The sequence below is a fragment of the Microcoleus sp. Pol12B5 genome, assembly GCF_036701335.1.
Lineage (GTDB): Bacteria > Cyanobacteriota > Cyanobacteriia > Cyanobacteriales > Microcoleaceae > Microcoleus.
The window spans coordinates 89,574-105,557 of sequence record NZ_JAUBQQ010000011.1 but is presented as its reverse complement, the minus strand read 5'-3'; the positions used below and the strand labels follow the sequence as shown (position 1 = coordinate 105,557).

Annotated in this window: 14 protein-coding genes; 6 read left to right on the top strand and 8 right to left on the bottom strand. The window is 45.6% G+C overall.

Annotated elements, in window-relative coordinates:
* Window positions 1-136: 136 nt before the first annotated feature.
* The gene (locus QUA24_RS08750; protein WP_333213555.1) at window positions 137-727 is read right to left on the bottom strand and encodes a hypothetical protein; all 591 of its coding nucleotides are present in this window, start codon (window positions 725-727) and stop codon (window positions 137-139) included.
* 237 nt (window positions 728-964) lie between these two features.
* On the bottom strand, window positions 965-1,354 hold the full coding sequence (locus tag QUA24_RS08745) for a DUF1830 domain-containing protein (RefSeq protein WP_333213557.1): 390 nt from the start codon (window positions 1,352-1,354) through the stop codon (window positions 965-967).
* 374 nt (window positions 1,355-1,728) lie between these two features.
* Between QUA24_RS08745 and QUA24_RS08740 the strand changes: the two genes are divergently transcribed.
* Both QUA24_RS08740 and QUA24_RS08735 read left to right on the top strand, forming a co-directional pair.
* On the top strand, window positions 1,729-3,309 hold the full coding sequence (locus tag QUA24_RS08740) for a photosystem II high light acclimation radical SAM protein (RefSeq protein ID WP_333228880.1): 1,581 nt from the start codon (window positions 1,729-1,731) through the stop codon (window positions 3,307-3,309).
* A gap of 460 nt (window positions 3,310-3,769) precedes the next feature.
* On the top strand, window positions 3,770-4,216 hold the full coding sequence (locus QUA24_RS08735) for a hypothetical protein (protein WP_333228878.1): 447 nt from the start codon (window positions 3,770-3,772) through the stop codon (window positions 4,214-4,216).
* A gap of 133 nt (window positions 4,217-4,349) precedes the next feature.
* Here the strand turns inward: QUA24_RS08735 and QUA24_RS08730 are convergent, their stop codons facing one another.
* The 3 genes from QUA24_RS08730 to ntcA all read right to left on the bottom strand — a co-directional run bounded on the left by QUA24_RS08730 (window position 4,350) and on the right by ntcA (window position 7,200).
* Window positions 4,350-4,745, bottom strand: coding sequence for a pre-16S rRNA-processing nuclease YqgF (locus tag QUA24_RS08730; RefSeq protein WP_333228876.1), 396 nt, complete (start codon window positions 4,743-4,745; stop codon window positions 4,350-4,352).
* A 29-nt stretch (window positions 4,746-4,774) separates the two neighbouring features.
* Window positions 4,775-6,457, bottom strand: a complete 1,683-nt coding sequence (locus QUA24_RS08725) for a DUF3084 domain-containing protein (protein WP_333228875.1) — start codon at window positions 6,455-6,457, stop codon at window positions 4,775-4,777.
* Between the two features lie 77 nt (window positions 6,458-6,534).
* A complete protein-coding gene (gene ntcA / locus QUA24_RS08720; protein WP_006634020.1) occupies window positions 6,535-7,200 on the bottom strand; it encodes a global nitrogen regulator NtcA in 666 nt (221 codons plus the stop codon).
* 317 nt (window positions 7,201-7,517) lie between these two features.
* Here ntcA and fabI point away from each other — a divergent pair, with 317 nt between their 5' ends.
* Both fabI and hisB read left to right on the top strand, forming a co-directional pair.
* A complete protein-coding gene (gene fabI / locus QUA24_RS08715) occupies window positions 7,518-8,294 on the top strand; it encodes an enoyl-ACP reductase FabI (RefSeq protein ID WP_006634022.1) in 777 nt (258 codons plus the stop codon).
* A 207-nt stretch (window positions 8,295-8,501) separates the two neighbouring features.
* A complete protein-coding gene (gene hisB, locus QUA24_RS08710; RefSeq protein WP_333228913.1) occupies window positions 8,502-9,140 on the top strand; it encodes an imidazoleglycerol-phosphate dehydratase HisB in 639 nt (212 codons plus the stop codon).
* 45 nt (window positions 9,141-9,185) lie between these two features.
* On the opposite strand, the gene QUA24_RS08705 is transcribed toward hisB, so the two are convergent.
* The 3 genes from QUA24_RS08705 to QUA24_RS08695 form a co-directional block, all read right to left on the bottom strand.
* Window positions 9,186-10,136, bottom strand: a complete 951-nt coding sequence (locus QUA24_RS08705) for a PmeII family type II restriction endonuclease (RefSeq protein ID WP_333228873.1) — start codon at window positions 10,134-10,136, stop codon at window positions 9,186-9,188.
* Between the two features lie 34 nt (window positions 10,137-10,170).
* Entirely contained in the window at window positions 10,171-11,346 is a 1,176-nt protein-coding gene (locus QUA24_RS08700; RefSeq protein WP_333228871.1) for a DNA cytosine methyltransferase, read from the bottom strand.
* A 206-nt stretch (window positions 11,347-11,552) separates the two neighbouring features.
* On the bottom strand, window positions 11,553-14,762 hold the full coding sequence (locus QUA24_RS08695) for a glycoside hydrolase family 15 protein (RefSeq protein ID WP_333228870.1): 3,210 nt from the start codon (window positions 14,760-14,762) through the stop codon (window positions 11,553-11,555).
* A 111-nt stretch (window positions 14,763-14,873) separates the two neighbouring features.
* Here QUA24_RS08695 and QUA24_RS08690 point away from each other — a divergent pair, with 111 nt between their 5' ends.
* Together QUA24_RS08690 and QUA24_RS08685 are read left to right on the top strand one after the other, a co-directional pair.
* A complete protein-coding gene (locus QUA24_RS08690; protein WP_333228868.1) occupies window positions 14,874-15,011 on the top strand; it encodes a hypothetical protein in 138 nt (45 codons plus the stop codon).
* 206 nt (window positions 15,012-15,217) lie between these two features.
* Entirely contained in the window at window positions 15,218-15,949 is a 732-nt protein-coding gene (locus QUA24_RS08685) for a WecB/TagA/CpsF family glycosyltransferase (RefSeq protein ID WP_333228866.1), read from the top strand.
* The last annotated feature ends 35 nt before the right edge of the window (window positions 15,950-15,984 follow it).

Sequence of the window (15,984 nt, the reverse complement as noted above, 5' to 3'; positions counted from 1 at the left end):
AATAAACAATAGAATAAGCAAAAACCCGGCTTTTTAAAGAAACCGGGTTTTTCTTTTTTGTGCGTGTTTGATAATAAGATGTTCCACATTTAGCCTGGATATTGGGGGCGGGCATCTTGCCCGCCCCACAAGAAATTTACAGATTACCTTTAATCCCGATCGCCGTAACAATAGTCCACGCATCTACCAACAGCAACAGCAGCGTACATCCCAGTAAAATAAGATACATCCAAGGCTGCGACAAAGGGCGGACATCTCTAGTATCAATACCTGTTTTTGCTTCCACCAAACCGACTAATTTACCAAACCCAGCCACTCGCATTGGCAACAAATAACCTTCACCCGAATGACTCAAAAAATAGTAAACTAAACCTCCTTGACCGGTCGATCGAGGTTTGAGAGCTTTTACCTCAGTCCAAGGTAGCGACCAACCCTTGCGAAACCAACGCGGAAACCAGTTGGGATATGTGACTTCAATCCCCTCCTCGCTCAAAATTACCCTTTCACTGAGCACGCCGTACAGGCCCACAGCGCCGACAAAGATTGCCGCCCAGAGGCCCGCCGGGGGAACCGGTGCTTTTGTTACTTCCGACAAAAACGGCAAGGGAATTGTCAGGGCTGTGTACAAGCTCAACAGCGTGATTCTAATCAGGGGAGAAAGCCGGAATACCGCCGGCTCAAATACTGGGGCCGAAGATGGGGAAGAAGCAAGAGGTTGTGCTGACATGGCTGAAATTCGAGAAGCTGTTTAATGATATTTTTGCACAGTTGCCGAACCCGCCAACCAAACTCAGGGAAATAGGAAAAACCGGACAATATTTGCCGTCGGGAGTTTTGATCTAAAATTCATTTCACAAACTTTGATTCTTAAGTGTTGAGTTTTTAAGGCTTTGTTGAAGTTGGAATTTTGAGCGCGGAGTTATCAATTCACTGACAATTTATAACTCAAAACTCACAACTTCAATTAATCAACGGCCGTTAGTGCCGGTACAGTCAGAGGTTCTGAGATTTCTCGGGATTTGGGGCGGCCAGTCATTGCTGCTCGATCGCCCTGAACTGCCTCTCGCGATCTGCTAGGATTGACGTTTGAATAGGGGCCTTCGTTAATCTGCAAGCGATCGCAAGGAATTTTATCCGACAAAATTGCACTGGCCATCATCCCGGTGTGAATTTCCAATGCTGCGGCCGGCATCGCTTCAAACACTAAGCGCTGTCCGGGAAACACCACTCGTTCAAAGTACCAGTTAGGAATGTTGGCGATGCGAGCAATCTGAATCTGACTGGTGGCGTTAACGTAGCAGCACAGAATCTTGCTGTCGGTGTCTGAGGGTACGGGGTCAAGAATTTGAGCCATAACTGCTGAGGGAGCCTTGCCTAAAAGTTTTAGTTATCTTCTCAGGCTAACACTAGGTGATCCCGCCTACTGTAAAGCCGACTACCAACTCCCTAATACATGAGAGACCGATCGAACTTAAATTAAAATCTAACCGGATAAATATCGGATTTTTGACTCCCCGCTGGGATTTTCATTCAAAATACGCTGTATTGACTTAAAAATTAGCTTTTTTCTGCTGCTCTCGCCGATCGACACCAACAAGCTCGGCCTTGAACCCAATAGAAAAATTTAAGAATATTTAATGTCAAATTGCGAAAATTAGACATATTGTAAAGTTATATTAAAAGAATATTAACATAGCTGAAAAAGTTCCACTTTAGGATATGGCAATCATGGAAAACCGAGAAAACCGAGTCCTGTACGTTCGCCTCCCCTGCAATCCTATTTTCCCGATCGGAGTTGTGTATCTTTCGGATCACGTACACAAGCTGTTTCCCGATGTCGAACAGCGCATTTTCGATTTAGGTGCCGTACCCCCCCTGGATTTCGCTAAAGCTTTGGATGCCAGCATAGACGAGTTTAAGCCGACTCTGCTGGTTTTCTCTTGGCGCGACATTCAAATTTACGCGCCCGTGGGCGGCCGGGGCGGCAATCCGCTGCAAAATGCCTTCGAGTTTTACTACGCCAAAAATCCGCTGATCAAGTTCCGGGGAGCACTCGGAGGACTGCGTTTAGCAGCGTCTTACTACACCGAACTCTGGCGCAATTTGGGACTGATTAAGCGCGGATTGAAGCGGGCCCGGAAATACCGCCCCGAAGCTCGTGCAGTGGTCGGAGGCGGTGCTGTGAGCGTGTTTTACGAGCAGTTGGGCCGCAGTTTGCCGACGGGAACTGTGGTTTCGGTGGGGGAAGGCGAAGCTTTGCTGGAGAAGTTGATTAAGGGCGAAGATTTGGCCGAGGAAAGGTGTTATGTGGTGGGAGAAACTGTGCCGCGCGCGAAGCTAATTCACGAAAAGCCAGCCAACATCGAGAAAACAGCCTGCAACTATAACTACATCGAAACCATTTGGCCGGAATTTTCCTATTATCTGCAGGATATGGACTTCTACGTCGGAGTCCAAACCAAGCGCGGCTGTCCTCATAATTGCTGTTACTGCATTTATACGGTGATTGAAGGGAAACAAGTGCGGATCAATCCAGCGGATGAGGTGGTAGCAGAGATGCGGCAATTGTACGATCGAGGTATCCGCAATTTCTGGTTTACCGACGCTCAATTTATCCCAGCACGCAAATTCATCGATGATGCAGTTGAATTATTGCAAAAAATCATCGCCGCCGGCATGGACGATATACACTGGGCCGCTTACATCCGTGCGGATAATCTCACACCAGAGTTGTGCGATTTGATGGTAAAAACGGGGATGAATTACTTTGAAATCGGCATCACCAGCGGTTCCCAGGAACTGGTTCGGAAAATGCGGATGGGCTACAACTTGCGAGTAGTTTTAGAGAATTGTCGCGATTTAAAAGCAGCCGGTTACAACGATGTGGTTTCCGTTAATTACTCATTTAACGTCATTGACGAAACCTTTGAAACCATCCGGCAAACTATTGCTTATCACCGAGAATTAGAGCGAATTTTCGGAGTAGATAAAGTAGAACCAGCTATTTTCTTTATCGGGTTGCAGCCGCACACAATTTTGGAGGAATACGCCTTTAAAAAGGAGATTCTGCAACCTGGTTACGATCCGATGAGTTTGATGCCTTGGACAGCGCGCAAGTTGCTGTGGAATCCCGAACCTTTGGGTTCGTTTTTCGGGCAAATTTGTTTAGAAGCTTGGCAGCGTAATTCCAATGATTTCGGCCGCGAAGTGATGGCTATTTTGGAGGAAAAACTCGGCTGTGCGGATTTGGAAGAAGCATTAACCGCGCCAGTGGAAATTAAAGACAAACAGTTGGCAGCAGTTAATTAATTACCAGGTTCCCCGTCAGGACGACGGTTCTTTTCAACAGGGGAAATGGGAGGAAAAATGTATCTTCTGTTTCCCTTTTTATTATTGACTAAATAGCTAAGCGCAAATAAACATTATCCTGTAACCGAGTCTGTTCGCGATCGCCTGGGCGTCTAGAAACCTGGTTTCTAGGAAAATCAAAGGTTTAGTAACGAGAAATATATGAAGAAACCCGGTTTCTCAAATCAGCGTGAACAAGTCATAAAACCTTAAAAATGTCCTAAATGCAAGAGATTGCTTTCCTGCGATCACATTGACATACTTATGTATTTTTACTGGTGTAGCGTGCACAGTTCGCACCTTACTTAAACCGACGGTGTACCGTGTTCCCTGCACATCTCACCTTTGACATTAAATATTATTAATATCCAGCAAGGATCGCTTAAGATGTAATTATATAGTTAAAACCAGGAGTGACAAGATGTTTTATAAAGAGAGAGTTAAGGGCATTAAAGGGGTAGTTCTAGTTATGACAGGCATTAGTGCGATCTGCTTTTTGACTGCCTCAGCAGAAGCAACTGCACTAAATCAACCGATTGACAAAGTTCGGGCGATCGAACCCAACACTTTTGGCAATAATCAACCGCTGCAAATTGCTCAAGTTGAGGGATGTCCGAGGGCCGAAATGGTGCAATCTTTCGCAACGCCCAACTTTTCTATATACATTTGCAAAACCCAGGAAGGCGATATTTTTTACCGAGGCCTCAGCAAAATAAATGGCAGCCAAATCAATGTCATGCAAGTAACGACAGGTGAGGACGGAACTTATGAAGCGACTAACGGCAATATTATCTATTCGATTAACCCCCAACGCCTACAAGTCCGGCAGAATGGTAAGGTAATCTTGACCGAAGGTGTGATTAAGTAACACTAATTGTTATTTAATCATAAATTCACTAAATTCAGGGTGTATTTTATTTAAGTGAAAAATTCAAGAGTCGCCAAAACATATTGATTCCTTAATTATCAAAGCTCATCAGTGGTAACGCTTATAAAATTGACTAACTTTTGTTTAAATACCTCTGAATTAGGACGATCGCCACAATATCGTCCACCGGTCTAGGCGGCGTCCGCATTCCCTGGGGAATCAAGCGAGAAAGTCCCGTCGGAGGGTACATTTGCCAGTAGCGTTCCTTGGCTTCTAAACTGCTGTATCTCTCGTCAACCTGAACAATTTTGAGCGCAGGCGACAAACTCTGCGTTAGTTTGTGTTTCCAACTCTTAGAAGTCGTTTGATCTCCGAGTACCAATAACTCAATGGGAAACTGTTCGCACAGAGATTGAATAGTAGAAATTGCTGCTTCGGACTGCACAACTTGATGGTAGCAGACCTTCTTATCTCTACCCATTACAGCTATGCCACATTTGTCTTTACCTGGATCGAAACCTAAAATCATAGCCAGTTACCTATTATTAATTACCATGTTTATTTTTTTATTTTCAAGTCTCCTGGGCCTGGTTTTTGTTGTCCGGTGCGGAAAACAACAGCTCCGTTTTCAAGAGCCACTAAATCTATTTTAAGGGGCCCGGCGATGTAAGTGACATCTGTGGCGATCGCCTGAACGTCCAGCGGTTTCTCGTACTGCTGCAATCGCTCGATAAAACCAGCTAAAGTTTCAATCTGACTGTCGGCCACTTGAACTCTACCGCCGACAACACCGATCAGGCGAGCGCGAAATTGACAAGCTTCTATCAATTGCAGCAACTGCTGCCGCACCTGTTCGTGGGTCAAAGTCACGGGATCGACAGCAACCCCTGCAATCACATCTCCAGCGCGGAACACAACTCGATTGATTTCTGCTTCTGCAAATACCTTAATTACCTTTTCTTCCCGCAGGTAATTAGCACCAGCGACAATCCGCACCACGTAATCTTGACCGTCTTTAATCTGACTAATTAGTTGATCGATTTCTGCTTTAGTAATTTGAATAACCTGGTCTCTAACCTTCCTATTTTCCGGCTGCATGAGTCCGACGGTGGTTTTATTTGCTTCTTGCAAGAGTCGATCGATCGCGCGACTCGCCATACCAGGCTCAATAATACGAACGACGCCAGCAGCTAAAATTTGACCGCGCCTGATGGCAACTGTACCCTCGCGGATTGCCTGAAAATCGCGTTCCAAAACTTGCACTTGCTGCTGCAATAAAGTTTGTTGCTGTTCGAGTTGAGATTGTTGCTGTGCCAAGGTTTCTAGGAGTGCTTCCCTCTCGGCAATTACTTTGTCGCGCTCGACAATAGTTCGATCGCGCTCGGCGAGATTTTGCACCCGCTGAGCAATTTCCTTGTCCCGTTGGGCAATTAGTTGGTTGCGATCGATAATTTCTGCGTCTCGCCTGGCAATTTCTCTCTCTCGCTTGGCAATTTCTTGATCGCGCTGGGCAATTTGAGTTTTTACCTGCTCGATTAACTGTTGGCGTTCCTCTTGCAGTTGGGCGATTTCCGCTCCTAAAGTCGTTTTTTGACCAGAAACTGTTTTCAACTGGTTCTCGGTGCGATCGAGCTGAGCTTGTGTAGTCGATCGGATCGTTTCAACCAGTTTCAACTGTTCTTCGGTGCGGGATTTAGCCGCTTCCACACTGCTGAGCTGTTCTTCTGTCTGAGATTTAGCTGCTTCTACCTGACTTAACTGCTCTTCAGTTTTAGACTTGGCTGCTTGCACGCTGTTGAGCTGGGCCCGCAGCGAGTTTAATTTTGTTTGCGTTCGAGCTTGCTCAGCATTAGCTGCTTGGAGGGATTGATTAATTTGCTCTAAATTGGCTCTAGCTTGCGCTTGGGCGGCTCTGGCTTGAGCTAATTCAGTTTCAACTCGATTTTTTTCTTGAGTAGCCTGGTTGATTTCTCGGCGGGCGTTGTTGAGCCTTTTTTGAATCTCGTCTATTCTAAAAACTCCCGTTCGCAGCGGCTTGCTAGTAGCAAACAATATGCCCAGAGTGAGTGCTGACAGGATGCTGCCGGCCATCACTGTCACAACAACAGCAGTATCGCGGGGGCGAAGTTTGAATAAGCTCAACCTTGCCTTGCCGACTTTCGTCCCAAGGCGATCGCTAACAGTGGCGATCACACCCCCCAACACTAAAATTACAAATACCAGGATGTATCCAGCAGTCATTCCGATTTTAGATTTTGGATTTTGGATTTTGGATTGAATCTAAAATCCAAAATCCAAAATCCTATACTTTCTCGGCATCAAGTAAATTGCTGGCTTAGGGCCACCGGGTTGTGGACTGTGATCTTTTTCTTGTGGATCGAGATCATGGTTTCTTGTCTGAGATCCCCGAGCAAACGAGTCACAGTTACCCGTGTCGAGCCGATCGCTTCGGCGATCGCTTGGTGGGACAGCTTCAAATCTATCGTAATCCCCTCTGTACCGGGTACGCCAAAATCCCGGCACAGAATCAGCAAAAAGCTGACGAGTCTCGAACCCATATCTCGGTGGGCCAGCGTTTCGATCATCATCTCGGTTTGCAAAATCCGAGACGACAGTCCCCGCAGCATCACCATCGACAATTCTGGGTCTTCCTTGAGCGCTTTCTCAACTTGTTCGATCGGCAGCGAGATCAATTCCACCGGTGTAAAGGCTACCGCATGGTAAAACCTGTCCGATCGGTGTCCCGTAATCAGAGACAGCACCCCAAATACGCTATTTTCGCGCAGGAGGGCGACTGTAATTTCTTCCCCTGCTTCGTACACCCTGGAGAGCTTCACAGCACCTCTAATGAGAACGTAGACGCGCTCAGCCGGGTCTCCAGGGAAAAAAATTGTCTTGCCCCGTTCAAAGGTTTCCACAATGGGTGGAAACGCCCCGCCGCTGATTTGGCGGAACACGGCTGCTAGCGGTCTATCATGCGTCACGACTAGATCCTTTGTACTAATCAATACTTTATAACTTGCCGATTAACCTTATTGAGTAAATATACTTCCTAACCTCCAATATCTAGGGATTCTGTTACTTCCATCTAATGTTAAGGTAAACACACGCTGTATGATTAAATCTAGCCCTTCTCTTAACTTTTTCAATTCCCCCCCATGTAGCTCCACAGCAAAATTAATATCAATTGTGTCTCAATTGTGTCTCAATCAGTTAAATCTGAATCAGTTGTGTCTAAACTGGCGGGGTTGTCGCATAGAGCCAATGAGAACGGTGCAAGTTGCTTTTAGATAAACTACAGATGATAGATTTGACCGGAAAAAATGCTCTTGTTACGGGCATTGCCAACAATCGCTCGATCGCCTGGGGCATCGCTCAGCAGCTCCACAAAGCTGGGGCCAACCTCGGCATAACTTATTTGAAGGACGAGAAAGGCAAGCACGAGCGCAAAGTCGCTGAACTGGTGGAACCGCTCAATCCCAGTCTGTATTTGCCCTGCAATGTCCAAGACGAGAGCGAAATTGAGTCTACTTTTCAAACCATCGCCGACAAGTGGGGCAAGTTAGATGTCCTGATCCACTGTCTGGCTTTTGCTGGCAAGGACGAACTTTCGGGAGACTTCACCAACACTTCGCGCCAAGGTTTCTCCAATGCTTTGGATATTAGCGCTTACTCGCTGGTGCGGCTTTGTGCTGCTGCTAAACCCCTGATGGCCGAGGGCGGCAGTATTGTGACGCTCACTTATTTGGGCGGCGTCCGAGTAGTTCCTAACTATAATGTGATGGGAATTGCTAAGGCGGCTTTGGAAATGAATGTTCGCTATCTGGCTGCTGAACTGGGCCCGTTAAATATTCGGGTAAATGCGATTTCTTCTGGTCCGATTCGGACTCTGGCTTCGTCAGCAGTTGGCGGTATTCTGGACATGATCCACCACGTTGAGGAAGTGGCGCCGCTGCGGCGGACGGTGACTCAGCAGGAAGTGGGAAATGCTGCGGCTTTTCTGTGCAGCAATCTCGCTAGCGGGATTACGGGTCAAGTTTTGTATGTCGATGCCGGTTACGAAATCATGGGAATGTAACGGTAGTCGAGAGTTTTGATTTATGTAGGGGCGGGTTTAGACAATAAACTTTTACTTTAACAAGTAAGTTTTATTCAAAAACCGCCCCTTTCGAGAGTTTTGAGTTTTGCATAATTCTCTTAACTAAACACTGGAGAATCAGCGCCGATCAAGCTGTAATCTTCAATTACTAATTATCAATAACTAATGAATGACCAATTGCGAATTATGGAGATAATCGATCGCCCTTCTCTACCTCCTACAAGTTCAGTTCAACCAGCTAGGGCCGCCCTGGTGAAACGCACGACACTGGAAACGGATGTCACGGCCAGCCTCAATCTCGACGGTGTGGGAACTTGCAAGGCGTCTACGGGGATTCCGTTTTTAGACCATATGTTGCACCAGATTGCTTCTCACGGATTGATCGATTTGGACGTGCAGGCGATCGGGGATTTGGAGATTGACGACCACCACACGAACGAGGATGTGGGAATTACCTTGGGCCAAGCCCTAGCAAAAGCTGTGGGGGATCGATCGGGCATTTCTCGCTTCGGGCATTTCATCGCACCTTTGGATGAAGCTTTAATTGAAGTAGTGCTAGACTTTTCGGGACGGCCTCACTTAAGTTACGGCTTGGAAATTCCCAACCAGCGGATCGGCACTTACGATACTGAATTAGTGAGAGAGTTTTTTTCGGCGGTGGTGAACCACACTCAAATGACACTGCACATTCGACAGTTGCAGGGCGGAAATTCTCATCACATTGTAGAAGCGGCGTTTAAGGCATTTGCGCGAGCTCTGCGGATGGCGGTAGAAATCGATCCGCGGCGCGCCAGTCGGATTCCGAGTTCTAAAGGAGTTTTGTAGTTCGCGGTTTGCAGTAGCGCTTCGGGGCTACTGCAAAGCTGTAAATCAAAATATATCTGCTATATAGTTAAAAACACCTTGACTTCCCTCGCCGTACTTCCCGATAAATTCATCGATTATTCGATCGCTACACCTTTCTATAGCTTCATCAATAGAACTTTGTGCTAAAACTTGACTAGCCGAGTGACGCAACACTTCAAACAGATTCACAGTATAGCGAGTATCTTCACTGACAAAATCCCACAGTTCTCGACCTATTAAAGTTATCATGTCCGAATTTGGCAAAATTTGCTTCAGTAAACCAAGTGTGACAGTTTTATTAGTTCTTTTGCCGTAAGCTATACCAATATAAGCGCGATCGCCCTCCTGAATTTTTTCCTCAATTTTGGCAGCCCAATATACTATCTGGTCTTTATCCATATCATTCGGGCCGCTTTTTACCTGTATCCAGCATTTCTCGCCATCACTGGTAGTTTTAATTGCGTCCCATCCTGACTTTCCCGGTGGACTTTCTGCACTTTCAGAGCAAGATATCAATAGTTTTTGAATAAAAAATCCCATTGAAGTGACAATAGACCTAGTAGCAGTCATATAAACATTGAGCCTGACAACTTCTTCGGGAGTGTCCAGATTTAACGCCCTAATTAAAAATGGGTTGGGATGAATTTTCCCTAAAGTCAGATTTTCAACCATAACTAGCTGTCGCCCAGTAAAATCTCGACAAATGCTGGCTAAAAAATTTTCAGCGATAGTAAGTTGCAGCGAAAGCTTGCCTGAAGATATAAATGCTAAAATGCGTTCAATCTCATCGGGAGTAAATCTGAGCGCTCTTTTGCCCGATATGCTGCTGATGCCGTTTCTGAGTGTTGCGGCTTCTAAGTTGAAAAATTCTTCTAACTCAGCAAAGTGACTGGCGAAAGAGCGAGACTTGCTGGCAGGCAATCCTATTTCTTTCTCTAAGACAAATGCTAATAATTCATGAAGTTGCTCTGACACTTTTATTTCTCCTCAACTCTCTTTTAAATATTAGTTAACTGAAAAGAGAAAGCTGTTGACTTATTTCTCTTCCTCTAACTTGATAGCCCTTAATTACCTGACAAAGGTACTTACCGATCGCCTCTCCCAATAATACCGGAACTGCATTCCCAATTTGCCGATATTTAGAAGCAGTTGAGCCATAAAAAACCCAATCGTCTGGAAACGTTTGAATTCGGGCGCACTCCCTTACACTCAAAGGACGCAATTCATCGGGATGACACATATCTGTAGCCTTTTGATGAGGACTCGTGGTCACAGTAGGCGATGGTTTCTCCCACGCTAAGCGTCGATAAAAACCAACTTTACCGCCTTCAGATTTATAAGCTCCTCCCATTGCTTCTTGCTTTAATTCGCTGGGTAAATCCCTCCAGTTTTGACCGGCTGTTAAAAGGCGCAAATACTTGACGCGACTTTCTGAGTAAGGGACAAATTCTGGTTGAGAATCTACTAAATCTTTTAATCCTTCTCTTAGCGTCAGCCATTTGGGTTTTTTACCAGTACCTTTCTGACTGTAAATTGGGAGCGGCAAAGTAACTGAATCATTACCTTTATAACCAATAAAAACAACTCTTTCTCTAACTTGAGGAACGCCGTAATCAGCAGTATTGAGCAAGTCATACACAACTTCATAACCAATGCGTTTCATCTCTGCCAAAATCACTTGTAAAGCTGCACCTGGCATCTCATCTGGTTCTAATTGCGGGAAATCTAAACCTCTGCGATCGTGAGGTCGATGTCGAAGCGGAGCTGACAGCAATCCCTTAACATTTTCCATGATAAAAAAGCGCGGTTTGATTTCGTCAACAATGCGTATGAAATCCATAAATAAGCTACCGCGCGGATCGCCAACAGACCCCCGTTTTCCGGCTGTGCTGAAAGGTTGGCACGGGGGGCCACCAGTCACTAAATCTACTTCCTCAGCGCGCAGAGGCCTATCTAAACCTAAGATTTTTCCGCCTTCTTGTAATAGAGTTTGGGCGCTGACTTGGCAAATATCTCTCGGTAGAGCAGATAAGGATAAATGAGGACGATTTAGAGAGATTGTTTTGGTAGCATCAGGTTCGATTTCTACTAAACTTACTGTCTGAAATCCGGCTTTTTCTAGACCTAAATCTAAACCGTAGGCTCCAGTAAAAAGACTAATAGTTATCGCTTGGTTGTCAATCACAGGTTTTTGCCTCAAGAACAGCTTGGATCATTGCTCAAAATTAAGTTGATGAGAATTTCTTTTAATGAACTGCATAGAGTGCAGAGGAAGCTGAGGAAGAAAAGAGAGAGAATATAAGAGAAGACAGGACTTACGCAGAACCTCTCTATGTAGGTGTGCAGTGCACACCTTACTGCTAAAAGCTCAAACCGGGGTTGCCGCTCAATCTATCCAAACTTCGTCAAGAATCGGAAAGCATCGAGTACATGACTCGCGCAAACGTAAGGCGAAGTATTATAAAAAGCTTGCCAAGCCGCAGCTTTATCTTCATCGTATTTATCCGCTCTTTCTGGGTGTTTACCTTGCCAATTCAGCCGCACTGCGTGACCGACTAATACATCTAAAACGATGTATTCTTCTACTTGCAATTCTGGGTTGCGCTGGGCGATCGCAGCCAACTCCATCAGCGCCTCAATATTGACTTGTCGGTATTCTGGTGCGACAATTTTATTCAGCAAATGCTCGATTTGTAGCGCAAAATTCTTTTCACCAGGGGTCATTTCCGATAAAATGATATGGCTATCTAACCGATTGCGCCGCTCTAATTTGTCGCCAATTATCAAGCCTTTGCAGTGCCGCAGGAGTCCCCAAACACTCGGATAAAAATCCTTCGGTACGCGATTGACTGTACCTTCCATTTGCCGCTTCCGGCGCCATCCTCCCCCAGGCATGGTTGGTTCTTCAGAAACTGGCGCGACTACCCATTCAATATCTTTTTCCGGCTGTTTGACGCGCAGGGATTCTTGCTGTTTGAGGATTTGATTCATTTCCTCGTATTCCGTCAACACTTGGCGCAGGCGATTTTTGATTTCAAAGGGACTTAGCTGCATTAAATATTCGTAAGCTTCATTTTGCGTAACTCCTAACTCGCGGGCTAATTCGCTTGTTAAGAGCAAAATAAAGTAGCTAACTCTCAGCGTCAGCAGGCCTTTAAATAACTGCGGTTCGGCTTTAATTAGCAGGCCGAGGTAGATGAGAACTTCTTGAGTTAGAACTCGATCGCGAATATCTTCTCCGCAGAATTGGCGAATTTTGTCCATCACTTCTGTATAAGAACCCGGTCGCGAAATTATCGAATCTTCGCTGTAAGCTTTCCCCACAGCAATCTGCTTTTGTCGCACCAAAATGTCTGTCACCGCATCTGACAAACTGATATCAACTTTGTCCAGCAAACCTGCGGCATGGCGGATGACTGCCCATTGGATTTTTGATTGCGAACTTTCTCCAGCTTTTGTATAAACTTCGTTGAGCAAATCCACAACTTTAACTGTTTGTTCTGCACCCCCAAATCCTGTATCAAAATTTAATCCCTTGAGGCGAACTAACGTGTGCAGCAACTCAATTTCTTCGTACAAGTTTTCTGAATCACGCAGGCTAGTTAGCAAAAATTGAGTATTAGTCTCGCACTCTAATTTAAATTCTTGCGTGTGACCCAGAGGCCAAGTTTTCTCAGGATTGTAACCGAGATATCTGGGGGTTTCGACTGCACCTGTAACTGGAGATTCTGTGAATTCAAAATCGTGCATGAAATCAATTCTTTCGGTGCCAGCGGTCAGCATTAACTGCTTAAGGTTTCCGAGTTTAACTGGCGTGTTATTACAGTGTCCATCCCGGAATTCTTTCATTAATTCTAACAACGCTTCCCGGCCTGTTTCCAGCATCGTGTGAGTCAGCATCAGCGTTACCGTAGGGCGTCCCAACTGATACCAGTGGCTGTGAATGTGAGCTATTTCGCTCTTGATTTGAGCTACTAAAAAATGGTAATCTAAAGTTAAGTAAAACTCTTGTCTGTTCAAAAATGAGGGGAGAAATACGATCGCCTCTTCGCGAATTTTAAACACCCGAGAAGTTGTTAAACTCCGCAGACGGCGCACAGGGCGGCCGGTTAAACCTAATGGGTCGTTGCGTCCAATTTGCGTGTAAATAGCTGATAATTCTTTAGTCTGGCGGACTTGAATTGGTTCTACCTGTTTTGGAGTTTGCGCCGCAATGCCGTTAGTGGCTAATTCTGCTTGCAAATCTTCGTCTTCAGCTAACAGTGCAATTTGCACTAAAGGTTCTCTGTGCGGGCCGACTGACAAATGTCTTCCCAGCGGGTCGATATCGCCCACTGCGATTAATCCTTCATTTAGCAATTGACCGAGAAAATACAGACTTTGCGCCCAAACTAGGGGAATATTTTCATTCGGTAAGCGCTGCTGGCTACTGGGATTTAGCTTTTCTGCTTCTATATTTTCGGCGGGCACGTAATACAATTCGGGTAGTAGCGGCAAACCAGAGCGATCGACTGCTAGAGATTCCAAACGCTGCTGGTACTCCTGCACTTGGGCTTGATTTCCCTGAAATATGCCGTCCAACAATAAATAAGTGAAAAATAGCGGCCACTCGCATTCAATGTGCTCGAACTGCCTTAATTCTGTGGGTTCGTAGTGCAGGCGATCGGCATCTTCCAAAACTGTCTGGTGTCCGTCCCGCAGAAACCGCTTGCAGCCGTATTTTCCTTGCAATTTGTCAATAATCTTATTTCGAGTCCGCTCTATTAATTCTCGATCTTCCACAGCAAAAGCCGGAAAACTAATCACACTCAATAAAGCGGCATCTACTTCTTTTGAACTAGATTCGCGAGGCAAAAGGGATTCCAGAGTTATGCGACTTCTGGCAATTTCGTCTGGCAAAACGTGAATAACTGACGCTTGAGAGCCTTTAATTCCGAACAAATCTAAGCCATTTATTGCTTCCAGCGCTGCTTTGGCCATACCAACTGAACTGGCGTTCAATTCTGCATTGCCGCGATTGATTTTATGGCCTCTTTCCCAAATTCCGTAATCCGGCGTGCGGTAGGCTCTACCGATGTAGTAAACTAAATTTTGCACGAAATTGACTTCATCAATTGTAAAAATTACGTGCAGCCCGGAAGCCGTCATTTGAGCAAGAATTAATAAGAATATAGATGTAGCGTCTACCTGTAAATGTCCCCACTTGTCATCGCCGACAACAATCCCTCCAGTTTGAGTATTGTATTTAGCGTGCAGGGCATCTAGCGGCGACTGAGTATTTTTAAAACGTTCTACTTTGCTCGATTGCTGCATCATCGCAAACAGCAGGCCTCGCATTAGTTTGACTGTGCTTTGTTCGAGTTCAAATGTTCTGCCCTGATCGCCATCAATTTTGCGATAAGCTAAACCCAAACCCCAAACCGCGAGAATGCTGTACACGTTGTCGCGTACCCAGGCATCGGTGTAGTCGCCGTGGGCGTTGACGGCGGTACTCGCCGGCAGCAAACCTGTAATTGGATTTTGGCGCTTGAGGATGATGTTTTTGATTTGCTGGTAGTAATAATCTAACCTGGTTTGCCGCTGGGTTTTTGCGATCGCCATTTCGTTTTCCTTCTTTTTCCTGATGCGAGTAGATTTGCGGTGAATAGACTTTTAAATATATCAGAGATTAGATCATTTCTCAAGTTATCCAAACACAAAAAGGTAATTGCCATGTCTACGCAAAACCACAATAACAAAAGCGTTCCTTTCGTGAAAGTTGTCTACTCTACAGTGAAAATTAATGGTAAAATAGAGCTAGTACCGATGGAATGGTACGCAGACGGCTCTGTCAAAAAAATCGAACGCTAATGCTCGATCGCACTTGGCTGGCAAACTCTAATGAACTTGCGCGACCGTCGCTTACAAAAAAACCGATTTCTGGGCCACCGAACGATGACTTAACAGACTATTGGTGGCACAAACCGGTTTTTGTGCGACCAAAACTGGTCTAGCGTCGATCGCCAATCTAAGCTAATTTAAATAACTAGGTGTGTAGGAATCTCAAAAAAAAAAATATGGATCGATCGCGCCCACAATTTTCAGTGCTGGGACTACCAGTTCACATATTAGATGATTATGCAGGTTGGCTGATGCAGCGCCTGCATCAAGGGTTAGGAAGTCATGTGGTGACTTTGAATGCTGAAATGGCCATGCAAGCCGAGCAAAATCAGGCTTTAGCAGATGTAATTCGCTCCGCTGAACTCGTGATTCCCGACGGTTCGGGAGTGGTGCTGTACTTGCGGATGCGCGGCAAACCGGCACGGCGCTATCCGGGGATTGAATTAGCAGAATCGCTGCTGCAAGAAGCCGGAAAATTGCCTGATTCAGAACCACTCTTTTTCTTTGGAGGTTCCCCCGGGGTGGCGGCTGCGGCGGCAGAAACTTGGCAGCAAAAAGTTAAGGGATTGTCAATTGCTTCTCAACACGGTTATCTTTCCGCAGATGAAGAAAAAGACTTCCGTGAAAGCCTCAAAAAAATGCAACCAAAACTGATTTTTGTGGGCTTGGGAGTGCCGCGCCAAGAATTTTGGATTGCCGAACACCGACACCTTTGTCCTGATTCGATTTGGGTGGGAGTTGGCGGCAGTTTCGATATTTGGGCGGGAACAAAAACCCGCGCGCCAGCGTGGTTTTGCGACAATCATTTAGAATGGTTGTATCGGCTTTATCAAGAACCTTGGCGGTGGCGCAGGATGTTAGCTTTGCCACAATTTGCTTTGAAAGCTTTGGGGGATTTTCGAGGGTAAAAGCTGCCACAATAAAATAGGTTTGTAGTGAGGAC